Source organism: Zoogloea sp. 1C4, from assembly GCF_009469605.1.
Lineage (GTDB): Bacteria > Pseudomonadota > Gammaproteobacteria > Burkholderiales > Rhodocyclaceae > Zoogloea > Zoogloea oryzae.
The window spans coordinates 1-15,275 of the sequence record NZ_SSXU01000012.1 but is presented as its reverse complement, the minus strand read 5'-3'; the positions used below and the strand labels follow the sequence as shown (position 1 = coordinate 15,275).

14 protein-coding genes are annotated in these 15,275 nt (G+C 69.3%); 7 read left to right on the top strand and 7 right to left on the bottom strand.

Annotated elements, in window-relative coordinates; translation table 11 throughout:
* Position 1 precedes the first annotated feature (1 nt).
* Positions 2-730: a response regulator transcription factor gene (locus tag GH681_RS14705; protein WP_228111918.1), complete on the top strand. Its 729-nt coding sequence runs from the start codon at positions 2-4 to the stop codon at positions 728-730.
* 43 nt (positions 731-773) lie between these two features.
* Here GH681_RS14705 and mscL read toward each other — a convergent pair whose 3' ends face one another.
* Positions 774-1,193 (bottom strand): large conductance mechanosensitive channel protein MscL, encoded by a 420-nt coding sequence (gene mscL, locus GH681_RS14700; RefSeq protein ID WP_153162217.1) that lies wholly within the window; start codon positions 1,191-1,193, stop codon positions 774-776.
* 260 nt (positions 1,194-1,453) lie between these two features.
* Between mscL and GH681_RS14695 the strand changes: the two genes are divergently transcribed.
* The 4 genes from GH681_RS14695 (at position 1,454) to GH681_RS14680 (ending at position 8,699) form a co-directional block, all read left to right on the top strand.
* On the top strand, positions 1,454-2,995 hold the full coding sequence (locus tag GH681_RS14695; protein WP_153162215.1) for a FecR domain-containing protein: 1,542 nt from the start codon (positions 1,454-1,456) through the stop codon (positions 2,993-2,995).
* Complete coding sequence (locus GH681_RS14690) at positions 2,992-5,325, top strand: CHASE2 domain-containing protein (RefSeq protein WP_153162213.1); 2,334 nt, start codon at positions 2,992-2,994, stop codon at positions 5,323-5,325. The genes GH681_RS14695 and GH681_RS14690 overlap by 4 nt, the downstream gene beginning before the upstream one ends.
* A 51-nt stretch (positions 5,326-5,376) precedes the next feature.
* Positions 5,377-7,653: an AsmA family protein gene (locus GH681_RS14685; RefSeq protein WP_153162211.1), complete on the top strand. Its 2,277-nt coding sequence runs from the start codon at positions 5,377-5,379 to the stop codon at positions 7,651-7,653.
* 74 nt (positions 7,654-7,727) lie between these two features.
* Positions 7,728-8,699 (top strand): nitronate monooxygenase family protein, encoded by a 972-nt coding sequence (locus GH681_RS14680; protein WP_153162209.1) that lies wholly within the window; start codon positions 7,728-7,730, stop codon positions 8,697-8,699.
* A gap of 12 nt (positions 8,700-8,711) precedes the next feature.
* Here GH681_RS14680 and GH681_RS14675 read toward each other — a convergent pair whose 3' ends face one another.
* From GH681_RS14675 to GH681_RS14665, 3 genes are read right to left on the bottom strand one after another with little or no spacing between them, the layout of a single operon-like run.
* Positions 8,712-10,055, bottom strand: coding sequence for a GGDEF domain-containing protein (locus GH681_RS14675; RefSeq protein ID WP_153162207.1), 1,344 nt, complete (start codon positions 10,053-10,055; stop codon positions 8,712-8,714).
* The gene (locus GH681_RS14670; protein ID WP_153162205.1) at positions 10,052-10,687 is read right to left on the bottom strand and encodes a chemotaxis protein CheC; all 636 of its coding nucleotides are present in this window, start codon (positions 10,685-10,687) and stop codon (positions 10,052-10,054) included. Before GH681_RS14670 ends, GH681_RS14675 begins: the two co-directional genes overlap by 4 nt.
* 4 nt (positions 10,688-10,691) lie before the next feature.
* Positions 10,692-11,051, bottom strand: coding sequence for a response regulator transcription factor (locus GH681_RS14665; protein ID WP_153162203.1), 360 nt, complete (start codon positions 11,049-11,051; stop codon positions 10,692-10,694).
* A 180-nt stretch (positions 11,052-11,231) separates the two neighbouring features.
* On the opposite strand from GH681_RS14665, the gene GH681_RS14660 reads away from it, so the two are divergent.
* Complete coding sequence (locus GH681_RS14660; protein WP_153162201.1) at positions 11,232-12,467, top strand: MFS transporter; 1,236 nt, start codon at positions 11,232-11,234, stop codon at positions 12,465-12,467.
* Between the two features lie 5 nt (positions 12,468-12,472).
* Here the strand turns inward: GH681_RS14660 and GH681_RS14655 are convergent, their stop codons facing one another.
* From GH681_RS14655 to GH681_RS14645, 3 genes are all read right to left on the bottom strand, one after another.
* Complete coding sequence (locus GH681_RS14655; RefSeq protein WP_153162199.1) at positions 12,473-13,762, bottom strand: DUF2325 domain-containing protein; 1,290 nt, start codon at positions 13,760-13,762, stop codon at positions 12,473-12,475.
* Positions 13,746-13,976, bottom strand: a complete 231-nt coding sequence (locus GH681_RS14650) for a hypothetical protein (RefSeq protein ID WP_153162197.1) — start codon at positions 13,974-13,976, stop codon at positions 13,746-13,748. Before GH681_RS14650 ends, GH681_RS14655 begins: the two co-directional genes overlap by 17 nt.
* Positions 13,977-14,178: 202 nt before the next feature.
* Positions 14,179-14,532, bottom strand: coding sequence for an amine oxidase (locus GH681_RS14645; RefSeq protein ID WP_153162195.1), 354 nt, complete (start codon positions 14,530-14,532; stop codon positions 14,179-14,181).
* Positions 14,533-14,773: 241 nt separating this feature from the next.
* On the opposite strand from GH681_RS14645, the gene GH681_RS14640 reads away from it, so the two are divergent.
* On the top strand, positions 14,774-15,275 hold a 502-nt coding region (locus tag GH681_RS14640), incomplete at its 3' end, for a CHRD domain-containing protein (protein ID WP_194271247.1).

Here is a 15,275-nt window from a genome sequence, read left to right as displayed (position 1 = left end):
CGTGCGATTCGCTATTCTCGAAGATGATCCGGCCCAGATGGAAGTCCTGACGGGCTGGCTGAGGGAAGCCGGGCACGATGTGCATGGTTTCGGATTGGCTCGCGAATTGATGCGCGTAGCGAGCCGTGAAAGTTTTGACCTGTTCCTGGTGGACTGGGTGCTGCCCGATCTCACCGGCGAGCAGGTGCTGCGCTGGCTGCGCGTGGAGCGCGGCAACGATACGCCGGCGATCTTCATCACCTCCCGCGATGCGGAGGAGGATATCGCCAATGCCTTCAGCGCCGGGGCCGACGATTATCTGATCAAGCCACCGCGCCGGATCGAGCTGCTGTCGCGGATCGAGGCGGTGATGCGCCGCTCGCAGCCGCGCACCAATAACCAGAGTCTGGTGGTGGCGCCGTACAACTTCGACCTGGCCCGCAAGATGCTGACGGTCGATGGGGTGCCCGTCGAGATGACCGACAAGGAGTTCGAGCTGGCGGCCTTCCTGTTCCGCAACCTGGGCCGTCTGCTGTCCCGTGGTCACCTGCTGGAAGCCGTCTGGGGCCGTAACCCCGACCTGGCGACCCGGACGGTCGATACCCACATCAGCCGTGTCCGCAGCAAGCTCAACCTGCGTCCGGAAAACGGCTTCCGTCTGACTCCGACCTATAACTTCGGTTACCGGCTGGAGCGCATCGACCCGTCCGAGTCGCCTTCTCTTGGCACGGCAGTGCTTTCGCCGGCCTGATGTTTTCCGGGGTTCCCGTCCGGGAACCCCGTTTTCCGCGCGCTTACTTCTTCAGCGCGTCACGGATTTCCCGCAGCAGCTTCACGTCTTCCGGTTCGGCCGGGGCTTCTTCGACCGGAGCGGGCTCTTCACGCTTGAGCTTGTTCATCGCCTTGATGGCCACGAAGATGGCCATCGCCACGATCATGAAGTCGATGATGGAGTTGACGAACACGCCGTACTTGAACAGCGGGGCGCCGGCCTTTTCGGCGGCTTCCATGGTTTCGAAGGTCTTGTCACCCAGGTTGATGTAAAGGTGCTTGAAGTCGACGCCACCCAGCAGCTTGCCGATGATCGGCATCAGCATGTCCTTGACGAGGGAATCGACGATTTTCTGGAAGGCCCCACCGATGATCACACCGACGGCGAGGTCGACCACATTGCCTTTCATTGCAAATTCTTTGAATTCCTGAAGAAAGCTCATAACTACCCCTTGTATCGATTGATAATCCAGATTATTGGCTTGAGAAACCGGTACCTTGCCATAAGGGTCAAGGCATCCTTTTCCATCTTAAAAGGCCGATTGCCCCTTAAGCTCGTGTCTTTAGCACGGCGTGACACAGTTCAGGACGAGTTTGCGAAGTTTTGCACCCTGCCGTTGCCCGCCAACTAATATATCGAGCCAAACTCGACCGAAAGACACCGTCCGTGGTTTGTCATCCTCTACGTTTTCTGGGCCTTGCCGTGGGTGCCCTGGCATCCTGCGGCGCCCTCGCCGCCGATCGGGAACTCATCTACACCACGCGATCGGGCGATACGCTCATCGGTCTGGAGCGACAGTTCCTGGCTGCGCCGTTTGGCTGGAAGAACCTCCAGCTCCACAATCGCGTGCTCGATTCCCTGCGGGTGCCGGTGGGCGCCAAGCTGCGGATTCCCGAAGCGTGGATGCGGATCGAACCGAAGATGGCCCGGGTGATCGCCCTGCAGGGCGATGTGACGACGGACGGTCGGGCCCTCGGGCTTGACGCCAAGGTGCCTGCCGGCGCCTTCCTGCGCACTGGCGTGGGCGCCTTCGTGACCATCGCGATGCCCGACGAATCCCGCCTGACCGTCCAGCCCCAGAGCGCCGCGCGCCTCGACAAGCTGCACGGCGTGCCGGGTTTCAGCGGCCAGAGCGCCGAAGTCTTCCTTGAACGCGGGCGCGTCGAAACCCGCGTCGAGGCCCAGCGCGGGCCGGCCGCCCGTTACCAGATCCGCACGCCGACCGGCTCCGTCGCCGTTCGCGGCACCGAGTTCCGCGTCGGCGCCAACCCCGACGCCCACGCCGCCCAGGCTGAAGTCACCGGCGGTGAGGTGCAGTTCAACCCCGCCGGCAGCGGCGCGCCGAAGGCCCTGCCGACGGGCTTCGGCCTCGTCGCCAAGGCCGGCCAGGCGCCGCCGCCGGTTCGCCCGCTGCTGCCCGCGCCGGCGCTCGACAGCGTCCCCGCCCGGTTCGAGCAGGTTGCCCTGAGCCTGCCCTTCGCGCCCGTGGACAAGGCCACCGGCTACCGGGCCCAGGTCGCCCGCGACCAGGCCTTTGCCGACGTGGTGATGGATGGCGTGTTTGCTACGCCCCAGGCCCGCTTCAGTGGCCTGCCCGACGGCACCTACTGGCTGCGCGTGCGGGCGATCGACGATGCCGGCCTCGAAGGCCTCGACGCGTCCCGGACGTTTGAAGTCCGTGCCCGCCCCCTCGCCCCGGCCGTGCTGGCCGCGACCGACGGCCGGCTCGCCTGGCGGGCCGAGGGCGACGCAGCGCGTTATCGCGTCCAGCTTGCCACCGACGGCCGCTTCGCCACGCCGCTGCTCGAGCGCGACGTGGACGGCCTCGAACTGGCTCCGCAGCTCGCGCCGGGCCGTTACGACTGGCGGGTGGCCAGCGTCGCCGCCGACGGCCATCAGGGCCCGTGGGGCGAGCCTCACGCGTTCATCGTCCGGGCGGCGCCCGGCCCGGTCAGCCTGACCGCCTACAACCAGCGCCTGCGCTTTGCCTGGCCCGCTGGCGACAGCCAGATCTACGACGTGCAGCTGGCGCGGGATGCCGGCTTTACCGACCTGATTGCCGATCAGCGCATCGGCGAGGCGGCCTTCACCGTCGCGGCGCCTGCCTCGGGCACCTATTACCTGCGTCTGCGCAGCACCCATCCGGATGGCACGACCAGCCCGTGGTCGGGTGTCCAGACGCTCCTGACCTTCTACCTGCTGCCCTGGTGGTCCCTCTCGTCGCCCGCCGTTTCCAACCCGTGAGAAACGTCGGCGGATCCCTGCGCCGCCCCAACGTCGAGTGGGTTGCGGTCACCCTTCTGTGCGTGACGCTGGCCGTGGCGTCGGCGGTGGAGGGCTGGCTGTGGCGCATCGACCAGACGATCTACGACGGCGTGCTCACCAGCTGGGTGTCGCCGCCGAGCGACGAGGTGGTGATCATCTCCATCGACGACGCCAGCCTGGCCAGTCTGGGCCGCTGGCCGTGGTCGCGTCGCGTGCACGCCGCGCTGATCGACCGGGCGCGGGAAGTCGGCGCCTCGGCGATGATGTTCGACGTGCTGCTGGATGCGCCGAGCCGTGACGACCCGGGCGCCGACGAGGCCCTCGCCCGGGCCATGCGCAGTTTTGGCCGGGTGGTGCTGCCCCTCAGCCAGGCCACCACCGGCTCGGTGCTGAGCGGCGAGGTGCTGCCGCTGCCGATGTTCGCCGAGGCCGCTGCCGCCCTCGGCCACGACCAGCTCGAGTTCGACCCTGACGGCATCGCCCGTAGCGTCTACCTGTGGGAAGGTTTCGGCACGGCGCGCCATCCCCAGCTGGCCCTGTCGCTGCTGCGGGTTGTCGATCCGGCGGTGCGCGGCCGGTATTCGCAACCGGCCCCCCGCGAGGGCGCCGACGCCCAGCAATGGCAACGCGCCGGCTGGCTGCGCATCCGCTTCTCCGGTTCGCCGGGCAGCTACATCCATTATTCCTACCGGGCGGTGCTGAGCGGCGAAGTGCCCGCCGCGGCCTTGCGCGGCAAGCTGCTGCTGGTGGGCGCCACCGCGGCCGGCATGGCCGAGGCGGTGCCGACACCCACCTCCGGCCTGTCCCGCTCGATGCCGGGCATCGAGTTCCAGGCCAACGTCTTCGACGCCCTGCGCGGCAACGGCGTCATCACCCCGCTGCCGGCGTGGGTCGCCGGGCTGGTGGCCGGCCTGATGGTGGGCGGGCTGATGCTGGTGCTGCTCTACGCCGACGCCCGCATCGGCCTGATGACCTCCTTCGTCCTCGCCGCTGCTGCGCTGCTGCTGGCGGCGCTGGGGGTGACGGTGGGCGGCTGGTGGTTCGGGCCGGCGTCGGCGGTGCTCGGCTGCATGCTGGCCTATCCGCTGTGGAGCTGGCGACGCCTCGAAGCGGCCCAGCGCTACCTGGACGCCGAGCTGATCGCCCTCGAGCGCGAAGGCTCGCCCCTTGGCCTGCTGCCCGACGATTCCGGCACCGCGGCTGCCGATCCGCTGGAGCAGCGCATCCGCATCGTCCGTCAGGTGGCCCAGCACCAGCGGGACGTGCGCCGCTTCATCGCCGACACCCTCGAGCACCTGCCCATCGGCGTGGTGGTGATCGACCAGCTCGACCGGGTGATCCTCCACAACGAACGCGCCCGCTACCTGCTGCGCGCCTTCCGCAGCGATGCCCTGCTGGCCGCCCTGCGCGAGCTGCCGTGGCCGGTGTATGTGCCGATGCGCGATGGCCTGCCCGACCTGTCCGGCTTCTCGGGCATCCGCCAGTTCGAGCTGACCCCCGACAAGAAGCGCTACCTGCTGGTGTCGGTGGCCGATCTGGTCACCGAATCCAGCGGCCGGCCCGGGCGGGTGATTGGCCTCGCCGACGTCACCGCGATGCACGAAGCCCAGCGCAGCCGCGAGGACACCATGCACTTCCTGTCCCACGACCTGCGGGCGCCGCTGGCCTCCATCCTCACCCTGATCGACGGCCACCAGGGCGAGAAGACCGACTGGGGCGCCCAGATCCCGCGCATCGACCGCTACGCCCGCTCGGCGCTCGATCTGGCCGACGGCCTGTTCCGCCTGGTGCGCGCCGAGGGTTCCGATCCGAAGGACTTCGTGGAGCTGGACCTCGCCGGTCTGGTGGATTCGGCCGCCGACGAAGTGTGGCCCCAGGCCCACGCGCGGGGCATCCGCGTCGACGTCGATACCCGCGACGCCGAGACCGAGGAAGCCATCGTGCGCGGCGACTTCTCGCTGCTGCGCCGCGCGGTCATCAACCTGCTCACCAACGCCATCAAGTACGGCGCCGCCAACAGCACGGTGTCGGTGCGCCTGTCGGCCGAGGGGCCAGACTGGGTGATCCGCGTCAGCGACCAGGGTGAAGGCATGGCGGCGGACGCCCTGCCGCGGCTCTTCAAGCGCTTCTCGCGCATCGTCGAGGAAGGGCGCGACAAGCCCACCGGGGTCGGCCTCGGCCTGCTCATCGTGAAGACCGTGGCCGAGCGCCACGGTGGCTCGGTGAACGTCGAGAGCGAGCTCGGCAAGGGCAGCACCTTCGAGCTGCGCCTGCCGCTGCGCAGCTCCGCACCGCTCATTACGGGCTGAGCGCAGGCCTGGGGTAAGATCGAGGCCACGGGAGTCGTGATTTCTCCGGAAATGCGTTTCAAATACCTCAAGTACCTGGCCTTCGCCCTCGGTGGCGCCAGCACGGCCGTCGCCACCGGTGCGCTGTATCTCTACGCCACCTTTGACGGCGCCCGCCTGGCGACCGACCTGAGCCACTTCACCAAGCAACGCCATCAGCGCACCCTGCGCTTCGACGGCGCGGTGGAGCTCGCCATGTTCCCGCGGCTCGAGCTGCGCCTGCCGGCCATGTCGCTCTCCGGCCGCAACGGCGACGGCGAGTTCCTCGGCATCGAGCAGGGCACCATCGGGCTGCGCCTGCTGCCGCTGCTGGCCCAGCGCGTGGTGGTGGATCGGGTCGAGGTGGACGGGCTGCGGCTGGCCCTGCGTCGGGGCAAGGACGGCAAGCTGTCGGTGGCCGATCTCCTCACCCCGCTGCCCGCCGAGGCGCCGCTGGAGTTCGACGTGGACAAGCTGGCGGTGACCGGCGGCGTGCTCAACTGGATCGACGAGACCACTGGCCGCAACTTCGCGCTGTCGGACATCCGCCTTGGCACCAGCCGGCTCGGGCGCAAGGCCGATGGCCGGCTCGAACTCTCGGCCCGGCTCACTCAGGCCACGCCCCTCGCCGATGCGCGCATCGAGCTGCAGACCGGCTACCGGCTCGACGGCGACGCGGGCCATCAGGCGCGCAGCGCCCATCTGGCGGTTCGCGGCGCGCTGGCTGACCGGGCCGAGGTCGATGTGGATCTGGCGGTCGCCGAACTTCAGATTCCCGCGGACGGCGCGCTCCAGGCGAGCGGCCTGAGCTTCGCGGGCAAGGACAGATCCGACGGGCGGCTGGCCGAACTGCGCGTCACCGCACCGCGGGTGGTGCTGGGCGTTGCCGGCCCCGAGGCCGCTACGGCCGACGCCGCCCTGCGGATCGACGGCAAGCCCTACGGCGGCCAACTCCGCGCCCGGATCGCCGGCCTCGCCGCCAAGGGCAACCAGCTGGCGGTGGACAAGCTCAGCGCCGACATCGACTGGAAGACCCCGGCGGGCCAGTTGGCTGGCAGCCTCAGTGGCGCGGCCAGCTGGCAGGCGGATGCGCGGGTGCTGGACATCCCGGCGCTGGCCGGCGAGCTGGGCCTGACGGCTGCCAAGCCTGGCGCCGCGCCCCTCAAGATCGCCACCCAGCTGGGCGGCAAGTTTGATTTGGGGCGCGACAACGGCGGTGGCAAGCTGAATCTGCGGTTTGGCGACAGCCATCTGACGGGGAGCTGGAATCTGCCGAAGCTCTCGGCCCCAGGCATCGGCTTCGATCTGGACGTGGACCGCTTCGACGCCGACCGCCATCTGGGCCCCATCGACGGCACTACCCGCATCGACGCCGCGGCCCTGTCGGGGCTGGATGCGGACGGGGTGCTGAAGGTCGCGAGCCTCAAACTTGGCGGCGTGCACGTCGAGCGCCTGCGCCTGCCCTTGGCGCTCCACGGGGGCAAGCTCGCGGCGACGGCCTACACCGGCAGTCTCTACGGTGGCACCCTGGAAGGCACGGCCAGCCTGGCCGAGGGCAACAAGCTCCAGTGGCGCAGCTACGTGCAGAACGTCAATGTGGCACCGCTGCTCCGCGACGCGACCGGCCGGGAGCCGGCGAGCGGCCTGCTCAACCTGTTCATCGACGTGAGCGGTGCCGGCCAGACCCTGGCCGACGTGCGCCATGGCCTGTCCGGTCAAGCCCGCGTGCGCCTGCGCGGCGGCGTGCTGCGCGGCATCGACGCCACGGCCGCGCTGAAGGACTGGCGCGGGCCGATCCAGGCGCGCCAGCCTGCCAGACGACCGTACCGGGACACCGAGAGCACGCCGGTGGGCGAGCTCACGGCAGGGTTCGAGGTGGCCGGCGGTCACGCCCGCAGCAGTGATCTGCAGGCCCGCAGCCCGACGCTGGCGCTCACGGGGGGCGGCAGCATCGATCTGTCCGGCCCGCGCGTCGACGCCCTCGTCCGGCTGAACCTGCTGGCCGTGGCGCCGGTGGACACGCCCCTGCTCGGCGGTCTGCGCGGCGTGCCGGTGCCCGTGCGGGCCCGGGGCGCCCTCGCCCGGCCCGACTGGCAGCTCGATCCGGGCGCGGCGCCGATGGCCCCGGTGAAGCCGGTGGTGATCGCGCCGCCTGCGCCCCGGCCGGTGGTCAAGCCGGCGCCCCGCCCGGCGGCTCCCACGCCTGCGCCAGCACCCACTTCACCGCCGGCGCCTGCCGCAGCCCCGGCCGCCGCGCCGGCACCCAAGCCCGCGCCAGCTCCCGCACCTGCTCCGGAGCCCGGAAACTAGGCCGGTTTCCGTACTCCTCCGTATGGTGCTAGATTTGATCCCCGCTGCACCCACAAGAATACCGAGGAGACTTCATGAGCATTCCGTCCGTTTTCCGCGGCGCCCTGCGCCTGCCCGCCATCGCTGCCCCGATGTTCCTGGTTTCCGGCCCGTCGCTGGTCATCGAGACCTGCAAGGCCGGCGTCGCGGGCACCTTCCCGGCGCTCAATGCGCGCACCTCCGAACAGTTTGATGCCTGGCTGGGCGAGATATCCGGCGCGCTTGCGGCCGCGAAGGCTGCCGATCCGTCGGCGGCGGTGTCGCCCTACGGCGTCAACCTGATCCTCCACGCATCCAATCCGCGGGTGGCGCCTGATCTGGAGCTCATCTGCCGCCACAAGGTGCCCTTCGTCATCACCAGCCTGGGCCACCCGGGCGAGGTGGTGAAGGCAGTGCATGAGTACGGCGGACTGGTGTTTTCCGACGTGATCCACGCCTATCACGCGAAGAAGGCCATCGCCGCCGGCGTGGACGGAATCATCGCGGTGGGCGCCGGCGCGGGCGGCCACGCGGGCACCCAGAGCGCCTTCAGCCTGGTGCGGGAGATCCGCGAATTTTGGGACGGCACGCTGGTGCTGGGTGGGTCGATCTCCGACGGCTACACGGTGCGTGCGGCCGAGGTGCTCGGTGCCGATCTGGCCTACATGGGCACGCGTTTCATCGCGACCCGCGAATCCAACGCCCAGGACGCCTACAAGCAGATGCTCATCGACAGCTCGGCGGGCGATGTCGTCTACACCGACGCGATCTCCGGCACCAACGCCAACTTCCTGTGGCCGAGCCTGGAGCGGCTTGGCCACAAGCGCGAGGAGCTGGTGCAGGGTGTGGGCAAGGGGAAGCTGAAGGCCTTGTCGGACGAGGCCAAGGCCTGGCGGGATGTGTGGAGCGCCGGCCACGGCGTGGCGACGATCCACGACGCGCCGCCGGTGCGCGAGCTGTGCGACCGTCTGGCGGCGGAATACCGGGCGGCCTGCGCCCTCCCGCCGAGCCCGGCCGTCACGGGCTGATCCCGGCGCCGCTCAGGCGGTGGGCGGTGCCAGGCCGGCGCGCGCCGGCCGGCCGCGCTTGCCGTCGTACATGCGCAGGTCGGCCTGGTTGAGCAGGCCGTTCGGGTCCTGCGCATCGTCGGGATACACCGCCAGCCCGATCGAACAGCTGATGCGCACGTGGCAGTGGCCGAGGTTGATCGGCAGCGCCACGGCGTGGGTGATCTTGGCGACGATGGCCGCCAGCGAACGGTCATCGCCGGCTTCGTAGAGCAGCACCGCGAACTCGTCGCCGCCGTAGCGGGCCACCCGGTCTTCGGCGCGCACCACCCGGCGCACCCGGTAGGCCACCGCCTTGAGCACGGTGTCGCCGGCCTGGTGACCGTGGGTGTCGTTGATGACCTTGAAGTCGTCGAGGTCGATGAACAGCAGGGCAATGCGGTCGGTGACTTCCCGCGCCCCGGAGATCGCCGCCCGCAGGTGACGCTCGAAGTGGTCGCGGTTGAGCTGGCCGGTGAGGCTGTCGTGGTTGGCGCGGAACTCGTTGCGGCTGGCCCGTTCGTGGAACTCGGTGATGTCCACGATGGTGCCAATGAAGCCGCGGATCTGGCCGTGCTGGTCGCGCAGGGCGCCGGCCTCGGCGCGCAGCCACAGGGGCCGGCCGCTGGGGTGGATGTAGCGGAATTCTTCCGAGAAGCGGGTGGCGGATTTGACGGCCAGCAGCCAGCGGTCGTGGATGCGCTCCTGTTCGGCGGCGGGCAGGAGATTTGGCCACGGGCTGCCGGCCACGTGGGCGAGCTCGCGGCCGAGGAGCTGCTCGCCGCGCTCGTTGAGGAAGGTGCAGCGGGCTTCGGCGTCGGCCTCGAACAGCCCGGCGGGGGCCTGGCGGGCGAGCTCGCGGAAGCGCATCTCGCTGCGCTGGAGTTCTTCCTGGGCGCGGGACAGACGCTGGAGGTCGTTGCGCAGCTGGTGGGCCTGCTGCTTGAGAAGCGCCTCCCGGTGCACCGCCTCGGTCACGTCGCGCACCTGCAGCAGGCACATGCGGCGGGTGCCGTCGGTGGTGGGGGTGACGTCGATGGCCTGCATCATGCGCTGGCTGTGGTCGCTGCCCGGGGGGAAAAGCGGCAGCGGCATCGGGTGCAGGGCGTGGGACAGGCGGGCGGTCCAGCCGAAGTCGATGGCTTCGCGCACGACGAGGGTGAGCCGCGGGTCGATGTGGTTTCCGAAGGCCTCGGTGAGGGTCATGCCTTCGGCCTCGTGGGCGGCGCGGGTGGCGCGCTGGGCGATCCAGCGGTTCCACAGGCGGATGCGCCCGTCGTGGTCGAGGAGGATCAGCCCGATGTCGACGCTGTCGGCCAGGAGGTGGTCGTCGTTCATTGGAGCGCCGCGGAGGGCAGCCTGAACAGGTGGGCGACGCGGGCCATGAACTGGTCCACCGAGGGCACGTCCATCAGGAACAGCACGAAGCCCGACAGGTTGTGGGCCGACATCACCATGCCGATCCGGGCGACGAGGATGAGGTTGTCCGCGGCCTTGTCGTCGAGCAGATGGGCGGCGTCGCTGCACTGGACCCGGGGCAGGGAGCCGATGAGCTCGGTGCCGAACAGGTTGGCGAGGCTGCTCATGCAGCTGTTGATGATGATGTTGCCGATCTCGGCGAGGGCGTCCTGTTCGAGCTCGGTGATGTGAGCGATTGGCGTGTCGTCGCCGAGCATGCGGCGGACGATCTCGAGGCTGCCGTGCTCGGGGAAGAGCAGCAGGGCGTCAGTGACGAGGCCGTCGCTGCCGGTGAAGCTCTGGTTGATGCGGCACAGGCGGGTCGGGTCCTGGTCGGCCTTGTCGCCCTGCAGGCGGCGGGTGAGCTCGTCCCGGGAGATGAACTCGACGATGGGCACCGACAGTTCGATCTCTTCGTGGACGATGGCCGAAAAGGTGGCGGCCGCTTCGCCGAGCGACAGGTTGAAGGCTTCCGCCAGGGCATCCATCTCGAGGTCGGAGAAGGTGCGCATGGCGTCAGTCCAGCAGGCCCAGAATGCTGGCCACGACGGATTCGGTGATCGGTTTGCGGAAGAAATGCACCCCCAGCTCGGCGGCCCGGCGCTGGATGGATTCCTGGACGTTGGCGGTGAGCAGGGCGAGCCGGATGTCCGGATGGCTGGTGCGCAGCTTCTCGGCCAGTTCGAGCCCGGACATCCCGGGCATGTTCATGTCGATCACCGCGAGCTGCGGGGGCTGGCTGGCGAGCACAGACAGGGCGTCGTTGCCGTCGCCAGCCTCGAGGATCTGAAGCCCGGGACGCAGGCTCCGGATGATCGAACTGCACAACATGCGGGAAGCGCGGCTGTCGTCGACGAGAAGAATGGTAGCGGTCATGGAGCACTCCTTGGGGCTGCTGCGGTGCTTACGGCGGCACTTGAGTAAACTTTAGTCAAATCGCTTATGTCCTGCGCGAGGCCGGTGTGGCGGGCGACTTGGGGCTTTCCCTCATCGGCAGAGACGCCGGCTGGCCGGGCCGGTAAGCTGCGGCCTTGCGCAAACTGCCGGTCGTTGTCCATGTCGTCGTCGTCCCTGCCTTCACGGGCTTCTCTCGTCACGCGGGTGTTTCTGCCCTTTGCCGCGGGCTATTACCTTTCATACCTGATGCGCACCGTGAATGCGGTGATTTCGCCCGACCTGACCCGTGAACTGGGCCTGGGCGCGGCCGATCTGGGGCTGCTGACGAGCACCTACTTTTTTGCCTTCGCCCTCGCCCAGATCCCGGTGGGGATCGCCCTCGACCGCTACGGGCCGCGACGGGTCGAGGCCTTGCTCCTGCTGCTTACCGGGCTGGGCGCGGCGCTGTTCGCGCTGGGCGACAGCCTGCCGGTGCTGGCCGGCGCGCGGGGTTTGATCGGCTTCGGCGTGTCGGCCTGCCTGATGGCGGGGCTGAAGGGGTTCACGCTGTGGTTTCCCCGGGACAAGCTGGCGTCGATGACCGGCTACGTGATGTCCAGCGGCGCCCTCGGGGCGGTGACGGCCTCGGCGCCCCTCGAGGCGGCCCTGCCCTTCATCGGCTGGCGTGGCGCCTTCTGGGTGGTGGCGGTGCTGGCAGTGCTGGTGGCGGCGACGATCTTCTTCGCGATGCCGGAGCGGGACGACGGGCACGAGAAGGGCGATCTCCAGCAGGCCCTGCGCGGGGTGGGCGAGGTGCTGACGGCGGTGCCCTTCCGGGGCTTTGCGGCCCAGTCGGCGTTCTTCACCGGCGGCTTCATGGCGCTCCAGGGCCTGTGGGCGGTGCCCTGGCTGATGGAGGTGAATGGCTACAGCCGGGCGCTGGCGGCGGATCACCTGCTGTGGCTCAACGTGGGGATGCTGGCGGGTCAGCTGTCCATCGGCACCTGGGCGATTCCCCTCGCGGCGCGCGGCGTGTCGCCCCTGCGGCTGATGCAGATCGGGCTCTTCGCGAGCATGGTGGTGGAGGCGCTGATCATCGCGCAGGTGGGCCCGACCCTGGCGCTGTGGTGCCTGCTGGGCGTGGTGTCGGCCACCGGCGCGCAGATGTACGGCGTGCTGGCGGGTTACTTTCCGCTGCGCCTCGCGGGCCGGGTGACGACCTGCATCAACCTGGTGGCCTTCGTCGGCGCGTTTGGCGTGCAGTGGGGGCTGGGCGGGCTGGTGGATGGCCTGCGCGGCGGCGGCGGGATGAGCGCCGCCACGGCGCTGGTGGTGGCCTTCGTGCTGCTGCTGGCGGCCCAGGCGTTGAGTTTCATCCCGCTCTCGCGGGCGGGCCGGCTGCAGCCGGTGACCTGATTGGCTCAGGCCTCGTCCTGACCGGCAACGCTGTATTCCCCCCGATTGACCCGCGCCACCGCCGCCGCAAAGCCGGATACGCCTGCGCCCTTGTAGAACAGGCACGGCCGGCCGATGCGCTTGCAGTGGCTCTTCACGTGGTAGTAGGCGTTGTGGCTGATGTGGTCGGTGGGGCACAGCACCGCGTCGGCGCCGTTGATGAGGTCGGGCAGGCGCGAGAGGGATTCCTCCAGGCCGCCGTCGTGGTGGATCAGCTTGATGCCGAGCCGACCGGCGAGCTGGCGGTACTGGGCGATCAGCGCGGCGCGGCCGCCCACGTAGAGGATGCAGCGCTCGCTGGTGGCCTGGGGGCAGCCGGCGCAGTCGTCGCTGCCGGCACGGGTGCACACGGCTTCGGTGTCGGCGTCCTCCACCGCGGGCAGGCTGGCCTGCAGGATGGCTTCGAGAGCGTTGCGCTCGGATAGGGCGGTATCCCGCTCGGCGGCGAGGCGGATGCTCTCCTGGTGGGCGTCCTTGAGGGTGCTTTCCAGGGTGTAGATGCGCCGGGTGGCGCTGGCGAGGTCTTCGGTGGCGCCCTGCAGGCTCATCAGCCGGCGGCCCAGATCGACCATCACCTGACCGGATTCGAAGCGTTGAAGGCGCTTCTTCAGCTCGGCAGCCTCGGTGCGGGCGGCGTCGCGCTCCATGAGGGCTGATTCGGCGGCGGCGAGCTGGCGGCGCAGGGCTGTGAGTTCGCGCTTGAGGCCGGAGCGCAGTTCGGTGTTTTCCTTTTCGAGCTGGGCGAGCCGCCGGGTGTCGGCCGCGAGCCCGGCGCCCACCTGGTGGGACAGCATGTGCACGCGCTGGTAGGCCGCCTGCAGGGTTTCGGCGGAGGCCATCCGGTGGGTGCACAGCGCCCAAAGGGGGCCGGCCACCTCGCCCCGGGCCAAGCAGGCCAGCCATTCGTCACGAAGCTCGGCGTCGGTCTTGAAGCGCGCGAAGCGGGCCACGGCCAGCCGGTAGCGGGCGTCGAGGTGGCGCTGGATGGCTTCGGAGGCCGGGTTGCGGCTGCGGGCGTGGCTCACGGCTTCCACGTGCAGGGCGAAGTCGTCGTCCGGGCGGGCGGCGAAATGGCAGCGTTTGGCGATGCGCTGCAGGTCGCCCAGGGGCAGGCAGGTGCCGATGATCGGGCAGTGGTGCTGGGGGTCGAGGGTCCACAGGCGCGGGCGAGCGCGGGGCGTGTCGGGCTTGATAGGCGCGGGCGGCTCGGCGAACACGGCGGCGCCGGGTGGCAGGCGTTCAGCGTTGCGGCACATGGGGCTTCTCCGGGCTGCGGTCGAGGCGCTGGCTGGCGCGCTCGCAGAGGTCGCGCAGGTCGCGGTCGGTGTCGGGAAAGTCGGCAAGGCGGGCGAGGAGATCGGCGGCGCGGCGGGAGGCGTGGGGGCAGCCGGTTTCGTCGTAGCTCAGCACGGCGCTGAGGGCGCCGGCCCACAGGCTGGCGGGCGGGGCGGATGCGAGGCGGGGTTCCATCGGATCACTCTCCTTTTAGTTGAGAATGATTCTCAATATAGGCCGTGGCGAGAATAAAGTAAACGAGAACAATTCTCATGTACGCCTTGCGGGCAGCTTGAATGGATCGGGCGCCTTGCGTCGCTGGTGGGCGGTAAACGCACCGCGGGGCGTGCCCCGGTTTCCCGGAACACGCCCCGTGAGGCTGGGCGATCTGGCTGGCTTACTTGGCGCCGGCGGCAGGTGCAGCAGCCGGGGTGGCGGCAGCGGCGGCGGCCGGTGCGGCTTCGGCCTTCCTCGCGGCCTGCTTGGCAGTCTTCGCGGTCTTGTGGACCTTCTTCACGGCCTTCGGTGCTTCAGCCTTGGCCGGCGTGGCGGCGGCGGGAGCGGGCTCGACCTTGGCGGGTTCGGTCGGCTTGGCGACTTCGGCCTTGACGGCTTCGACCTTCTTCTCGGTAGCGGCGGCGACGGCGGCCTTGGCGGCGGGCGCGGCCTGGGCCGGAGCGGCCGGGGTCTGGGCGAAGGAGACAGTGGCAAAGCCGGCGGTGATGGCAAGGGCGATGATCTTGTTCAGCATGAGATGTTCTCCTGAGGGATGACGTTTTGGTCCGGGCGGCGTGATTGCCTGCCCTTGCAGCGAATAACGCCGGCCCCTGGCGCGGGTTGTCAGCCCAAATGTAAGGCCATGTTCAGTTGTAACGGGGGCGCGATGGGGTTCGATGTGCTACAAAAAGAGAACGCGGCTGCGTTTCATTCGCGATTCGGTGAATTGCGCTGCGTCCTACCCAAACGTCTTGATTTCCCCCGGGAGAGTTGCCATGTCCTTGTTGCAGAACGCTGTTCGTTGTGGGGTGGCCGGTGTCCTGGCCTTGTCTGCGCCGCTGGCCGGTGCCTCGCTGGTGAGTTACTCGACGATCCTGAGCGGCGCAGCCGAGGCGCCGCCCAACGCGTCGGCGGGTTTTGGCGCTGCAACACTTCTGGTGGATACGACGGCGCTCACGATGACGCTGGACGTGAGTTTCGGCGGGCTGACGGGCAACGTGACGGCGTCCCACATCCACTGCTGCACGCCGGTGGCGATGACCGGGACCGCGGGGGTCGCGACCCAGGTGCCGACTTTCGTCGGCTTCCCGTCGGGGGTGACGGCGGGTATCTACCACCAGGTCTTCGACCTGACCCTGGCCAGCACCTGGAACCCGACCTTGTATTGTGTTGATGTGCGGAACCGGTCGTTTTCAGGTCTTTGTGCGGGGCCGGGACTGCATACCTGGGGGGCACCTCAGGTTGAGCGGCGGGATGCCGTACCCGCCCTTGGGCCAC

Coding starts and splice junctions, on each gene's coding strand:
- mscL (WP_153162217.1), bottom strand. CDS start 1,193: ATGAGCTTTCTTCAGGAATTCAAAGAATTTGCAATGAAAGGCAATGTG.
- GH681_RS14685 (WP_153162211.1), top strand. CDS start 5,377: ATGCGTTTCAAATACCTCAAGTACCTGGCCTTCGCCCTCGGTGGCGCC.
- GH681_RS14680 (WP_153162209.1), top strand. CDS start 7,728: ATGAGCATTCCGTCCGTTTTCCGCGGCGCCCTGCGCCTGCCCGCCATC.
- GH681_RS14675 (WP_153162207.1), bottom strand. CDS start 10,055: ATGAACGACGACCACCTCCTGGCCGACAGCGTCGACATCGGGCTGATC.
- GH681_RS14670 (WP_153162205.1), bottom strand. CDS start 10,687: ATGCGCACCTTCTCCGACCTCGAGATGGATGCCCTGGCGGAAGCCTTC.
- GH681_RS14665 (WP_153162203.1), bottom strand. CDS start 11,051: ATGACCGCTACCATTCTTCTCGTCGACGACAGCCGCGCTTCCCGCATG.
- GH681_RS14660 (WP_153162201.1), top strand. CDS start 11,232: ATGTCGTCGTCGTCCCTGCCTTCACGGGCTTCTCTCGTCACGCGGGTG.
- GH681_RS14655 (WP_153162199.1), bottom strand. CDS start 13,762: ATGTGCCGCAACGCTGAACGCCTGCCACCCGGCGCCGCCGTGTTCGCC.
- GH681_RS14650 (WP_153162197.1), bottom strand. CDS start 13,976: ATGGAACCCCGCCTCGCATCCGCCCCGCCCGCCAGCCTGTGGGCCGGC.
- GH681_RS14645 (WP_153162195.1), bottom strand. CDS start 14,532: ATGCTGAACAAGATCATCGCCCTTGCCATCACCGCCGGCTTTGCCACT.